At 42.8% G+C, this 5,067-nt stretch carries 5 protein-coding genes; 3 read left to right on the top strand and 2 right to left on the bottom strand.

Translation table 11 applies throughout. The features are described 5' to 3' along the window. The first annotated feature begins 26 nt into the window (after positions 1–26). The 3 genes from RDS42_RS12490 (at position 27) to RDS42_RS12480 (ending at position 4,370) form a co-directional block, all read left to right on the top strand. Positions 27–1,073: an NAD(P)-dependent alcohol dehydrogenase gene (locus RDS42_RS12490; RefSeq protein WP_308783945.1), complete on the top strand. Its 1,047-nt coding sequence runs from the start codon at positions 27–29 to the stop codon at positions 1,071–1,073. Positions 1,074–1,109: 36 nt separating this feature from the next. After that, on the top strand, positions 1,110–2,471 hold the full coding sequence (locus tag RDS42_RS12485; protein WP_308783944.1) for an MFS transporter: 1,362 nt from the start codon (positions 1,110–1,112) through the stop codon (positions 2,469–2,471). An 87-nt stretch (positions 2,472–2,558) separates the two neighbouring features. Then, positions 2,559–4,370: a DUF6320 domain-containing protein gene (locus RDS42_RS12480; RefSeq protein ID WP_308783943.1), complete on the top strand. Its 1,812-nt coding sequence runs from the start codon at positions 2,559–2,561 to the stop codon at positions 4,368–4,370. 173 nt (positions 4,371–4,543) lie between these two features. Here the strand turns inward: RDS42_RS12480 and RDS42_RS12475 are convergent, their stop codons facing one another. After that, positions 4,544–4,783, bottom strand: a complete 240-nt coding sequence (locus RDS42_RS12475) for a hypothetical protein (RefSeq protein WP_308783942.1) — start codon at positions 4,781–4,783, stop codon at positions 4,544–4,546. Continuing rightward, on the bottom strand, positions 4,764–5,067 hold a 304-nt coding region (locus RDS42_RS12470; RefSeq protein ID WP_308783941.1), incomplete at its 5' end, for a DUF3990 domain-containing protein. The genes RDS42_RS12470 and RDS42_RS12475, both read right to left, overlap by 20 nt.

Here is a 5,067-nt window from a genome sequence, read left to right as displayed (position 1 = left end):
AGATAATAAAAAAGGAGAGAAAGACAATGGAAGGTAAAATGAAAACAGCAGTTATGCTTGGTATCGGAAAAATGGGATTTGAAGAGCGTGACATCCCACAGCCTAAAGATAATGAAGTTCTGGTACAGCTGGAATATGTAGGTATCTGCGGAAGTGACCTTCATTATTATGAAACGGGAGCCATTGGAGATTATGTGGTGAAACCTCCTTTTGTACTGGGACATGAACCGGGCGGAACAGTGGTTGAAGTGGGAAAGAATGTAAAGCACCTGAAGGCAGGCGACAGAGTTGCACTGGAACCGGGCAGAACCTGCGGACACTGTGAATTTTGTAAAGAAGGAAAATATAATCTCTGTCCTGATGTGGTATTTTTTGCTACTCCTCCGGTAGACGGTGTGTTTCAGGAATATGTAGCTCATGAAGCAGATCTTTGCTTCAAGCTTCCGGACAATGTAAGCACTCTGGAAGGCGCACTGATCGAGCCGCTTGCCGTAGGATTCCATGCAGCGATTCAGGGAGATGCACATCTGGGACAGAAGGCGGTAGTCATGGGAGCAGGATGCATCGGGCTGGTTTCTATGATGGCATTAAAGGCAAGAGGAGTGTCTGAGGTATATGTGGTGGATATTATGGAAAAACGTCTGGAGAAAGCGCTTGAGCTGGGAGCAGCAGGTGTGATCAACGGGGCAAAGGAAGATGTGGTACAGAAAGTAAATGAAATCACAAATGGCAGAGGAATGGATCTGGTCATTGAGACGGCAGGTACAGAAATCACTACAAGACAGGCCATTCAGATCGCCAGAAAGGGCTCCAATATCGTTCTTGTAGGATACAGCAAAACAGGAGAAATGACTCTTCCAATGAGCCTTGTTCTGGATAAAGAACTTACCTTTAAAACAGTATTCCGCTATCGTCATATTTATCCAATGGCTATTGAAGCGGTAGCTGCGGGCAAGGTTGACCTGAAGGGAATCGTTACAGATATTTTTACATTGGATGAGGCTCAGAAAGCAATGGATTACAGTGTGAATAATAAGGCGGATATCGTGAAGGCTGTGATAAAAATTAAGTAATTTCCATAAAAAAAGAAAAGAACAGGAGTTATGATTATGGGAGAAAATACAAACGTTAAAGTGCCATTGATAAGCAAAATCGCCTATGGTATGGGTGACGTAGGCTGTAATTTCAGCTGGATGTTTGTAAGCAATTTTCTTATGATCTTTTATACAGATGTATTTGGGATCAGTATGGGAGCAGTTGCTGCACTGATGTTATTTTCACGGTTCTGGGATGCGGTCAATGATCCGGTCATCGGTGCCTTAAGCGATAAAACACATTCACGATGGGGAAGATATCGCCCGTGGCTGCTGATCGCGGCGCCTCTGACCGCAATCGTACTGATCCTGACATTCTGGGCACATCCGCACTGGAGCAGTACGGCGAAGATTGTATATATGGCAGTCACCTACTGTATCCTGGTTCTTGGTTATACCTGCGTCAATATTCCTTACGGAACCCTGTGCGGAGCAATGACTCAGAATATAGAAGAGCGTGCAAAGATCAATACCTTCCGTTCCGTCAGCGCCATGATCGCCATCGGTGTGATCAATATTGTAACGGTTCCGCTGATCACTGCACTGGGAAATGGAAACGATAAACAGGGATATCTGCTGATTGCCGTTCTTTATGGCTGTATTTTTGCAGTCTGTCATATATTCTGCTTTTCCAAAACAAAAGAAGTGGTGACGATTCCGGAAAAGGAAAAGATCTCTCTCAGGAGACAGCTGTCTGCAGTTATGAAGAACAAGCCCTACCTGATTGCAGCGGCGGGACAGCTTTTGTTTGGTCTTACTTTATATGGAAGAAATGCAGATGCTCTTTATTATTTTACTTATGTGGAAGGAGACAAGGCTCTGTTCAGTGTTTATTCTCTGTGCATTATTATTCCGTCCATAATTGGTGCAGCCTGTTTTCCTGTTCTGTTTCGTATTACTAATAATAAGGGAAGAGCGGCGTCTATTTTTGCATTATTTACAGGATTGAGCATGTTTGGCATGTATTTCTTTACGGTAAGGACTTCACCGGTTCCCTTTTATATTCTTTCCTGTCTAGCACAGTTCTTTTTCTCCGGATTCAATACAGCTATTTATGCGATTATTCCGGATTGTGTGGAGTATGGAGAATGGAAGACCGGACTGAGAAATGACGGGTTCCAGTATGCGTTTATCTCTCTTGGGAATAAAGTGGGTATGGCACTTGGGACTGCGCTTCTGGCAGCTGTTCTGGGTCATTTCGGATATGTGGCAAACCAGCCGCAGAATGCAGTGGTTACTGCTGTTATGAAACATTCCTTTACGACGATCCCGGGAGTTTTATGGATCATTACTGCGGCGGTTCTGTTTTTCTACAGACTGAACAAACGATATTACAATCAGATCGTAAAGGAAATTCAGGACAGAAAAAAAGCCTGAACAAAAACATCTCCCAAATCCTTCCTTGCCTGATCTCTGTGTCTGTGATATATTTGAATCATCAAATGTATATAAGGCGGGCAGATCGTGAAATCAGGATATTCAAAATGGAGAAAGCTGGATAATGCAGCGCTGGCATTTCCGCCGGCAACAGACAAAAATGATACCAGAGTCTTCCGGATGTACTGTGAGCTGACGGAAGAAATAAGCCCCCAGATCCTCCAGGACGCACTTGACAGGACAATGGAAAAATATCCATTGTTCCAGGTGGTTCTGAGGAAGGGGCTTTTTTGGTTTTATCTGGAGAGAAGAGACATCCGGGCTGTGGCAAAAGAGGAGAAAAAACCTCCCTGCAGCAGACTGTATATCCCGGATAAAAAGTCACTTCTCTTTGAGGTTTCCTATTATGAAAACCGCATTAATTTTGAAGTTTATCATGCACTTACAGATGGAACAGGGGCAAGGAATTTCCTTCAGGAGCTGGTACAGAATTATCTGCTTCTCCGGCATCCGGAGGCAGGACTTCCTCATATAAAAACAGAAGAAAAATCTACGTTCCGGGATCACGAGGAGGACAGTTTTTCTCAGTATTATTCCTCGGAAACTCCTAAAAATAAAGAGAAAAATCCCCGGGCAGTGCCGCTGAAAGGCGCTATGCTCAGTCATGAGGAAATGGAAGTCCTGGAGATATCCATACCGGTAAAGGAGATTCTGGCAAAAGCCCGGGAATATGGAGCGTCGATCACTGCGTACCTGTCGGCGGTATTTATATGTTCTATCCATGAAGAGATTCCCAAAAACAGACAGAAGCGTCCTGTGACTTTGATGGTTCCTGTAAATCTGAGGAATTTTTTTCCGTCAGAGTCCATGGCAAACTTTTTTGGCTGGATCGAAGTAGGATATACGTTTACAGAAACTACAACCTTTCAGGATGTGCTTGAGGGTGTGAAAAAACAGTTTGAGGAAGAGCTGGTAAAAGAAAAGATTGCCATGCACATGAACGGCTATGTGCGTCTGGAAAAAAATCCTCTGATCCGTGCGGTTCCTCTTGAAGTGAAAAAGTATTTTCTGATGGTAGGCGCTGCCTGGGGAAGCCGCAGGATCACAACAGTATACTCCAATATTGGAGTGGTTCGCTTTCCAAAAGAATACGAACCCTATATCCAAAGATTTGGATTTTTTACCTGTACAGAGGCTTTGCAGCTCTGTTCCTGTTCCTATGGGGATGAGCTTCTTCTGGGCTTTACTTCAAAGATTCCGGGAGAGAGTATCCAGAGAAATTTCCTCAGATATTTGAGGGAAGATGAGATACCGTTCACAGAAGAAAGAAATGATTTTCCAGGGTGTCAGGAGGAACAAAAGCAGGAAGGGAAAAAAGCCTATCAGATCTTTTCTTTCCTTTGTCTTGCAGTGGCGGTAATCTGCGGAATGGTCAATTATATGATCTGGGATACGCTGAACTGGTTCTGGTTTGCTGCAGCGGGAAGCTTATGTGCATGGCTGGTTGTTTCTGTGGGATATACCAAACGGAGAAACATTTTGAAGAATGAAATGTGGCAGCTGATATTGATCACGACGATTGCTGTTTTGTGGGATAATTTTACCGGCTGGAGAGGCTGGTCGATTGATTTTGTGCTTCCTTTCGGGGCTATGGCTGTTATGGGCTCCATGCCGGTGATCGTTAAGGTGAATCATCTGGAAAAAGAGGAGTATCTGTTTTATCTGATCCAGGCAGGCATTGCCGGATGTATTCCCATAATCCTGGTGTGGATCGGACTGGTTCGTTTTTCGTATCCTTCGATAATTTGTGCCGGTATCAGCTTTCTGGTTCTGGCGGGACTGTTTATCTTTCAGAAAAAAAGTACGGTCAGGGAATTTCATAAGAAACTGAGAATGTAAAAATATTATAAAAAATGTTTCGCAAGGATGCGACCAGATGCATACTCTGTGTCAGGCTGTATCTGGCGAGTGAAGCGGAGTAAGTTTCTAAAAGATTGACGGACTTGCTCCGCGTTGTTCTGGAAATTAGCGTTGGGGTACAAGGAATTGGAGTGCTTCTTGCAGATCTATGCTTATACAATAGATGTAACCTCTTCATAGTATCTATCAGCTATATATTCTGCTGATTCTGCCCACAATCCATTTTCTGTTTCCTGTAGTGTCTTATATGTTTCAGACTTGTAAAATTTCAGTGCAGCTTCCTCAAAACTGATGTGGAAATATTGCTGCAGTAACTTTAATACATCTCTGATTTGTATACAAACATTCATAGTAATGTCTTTTCCATTAAAACTATATATCATTTCTGGCATAAGAATCCCTCCTTACTAACTGTAAATATTGCAATGCTTTTTCTGTGTGAAATGATACCTGATTATTTACCTTGCTGTATCGTAATCTTTCTACAGCTTCTGATACTGTTAAAATATTAGCTATATATAACTGAACAGTCTCCATTGTGTTATCATCCGCAACTGGTCCAATTACTACATCATAATCATGCTGTAATCCACCTCTGCTCCTGTTTTTTTTAATAAATTCCAGCCACTCCTCGCTTAAAGCATCAAATCTTTTCACGTTTAATACAGAATTTTCT

It is taken from the genome of uncultured Blautia sp. (assembly GCF_902497045.1).
Lineage (GTDB): Bacteria > Bacillota > Clostridia > Lachnospirales > Lachnospiraceae > Blautia_A.
This window is presented reverse-complemented; position numbering and strand designations above follow the sequence as displayed.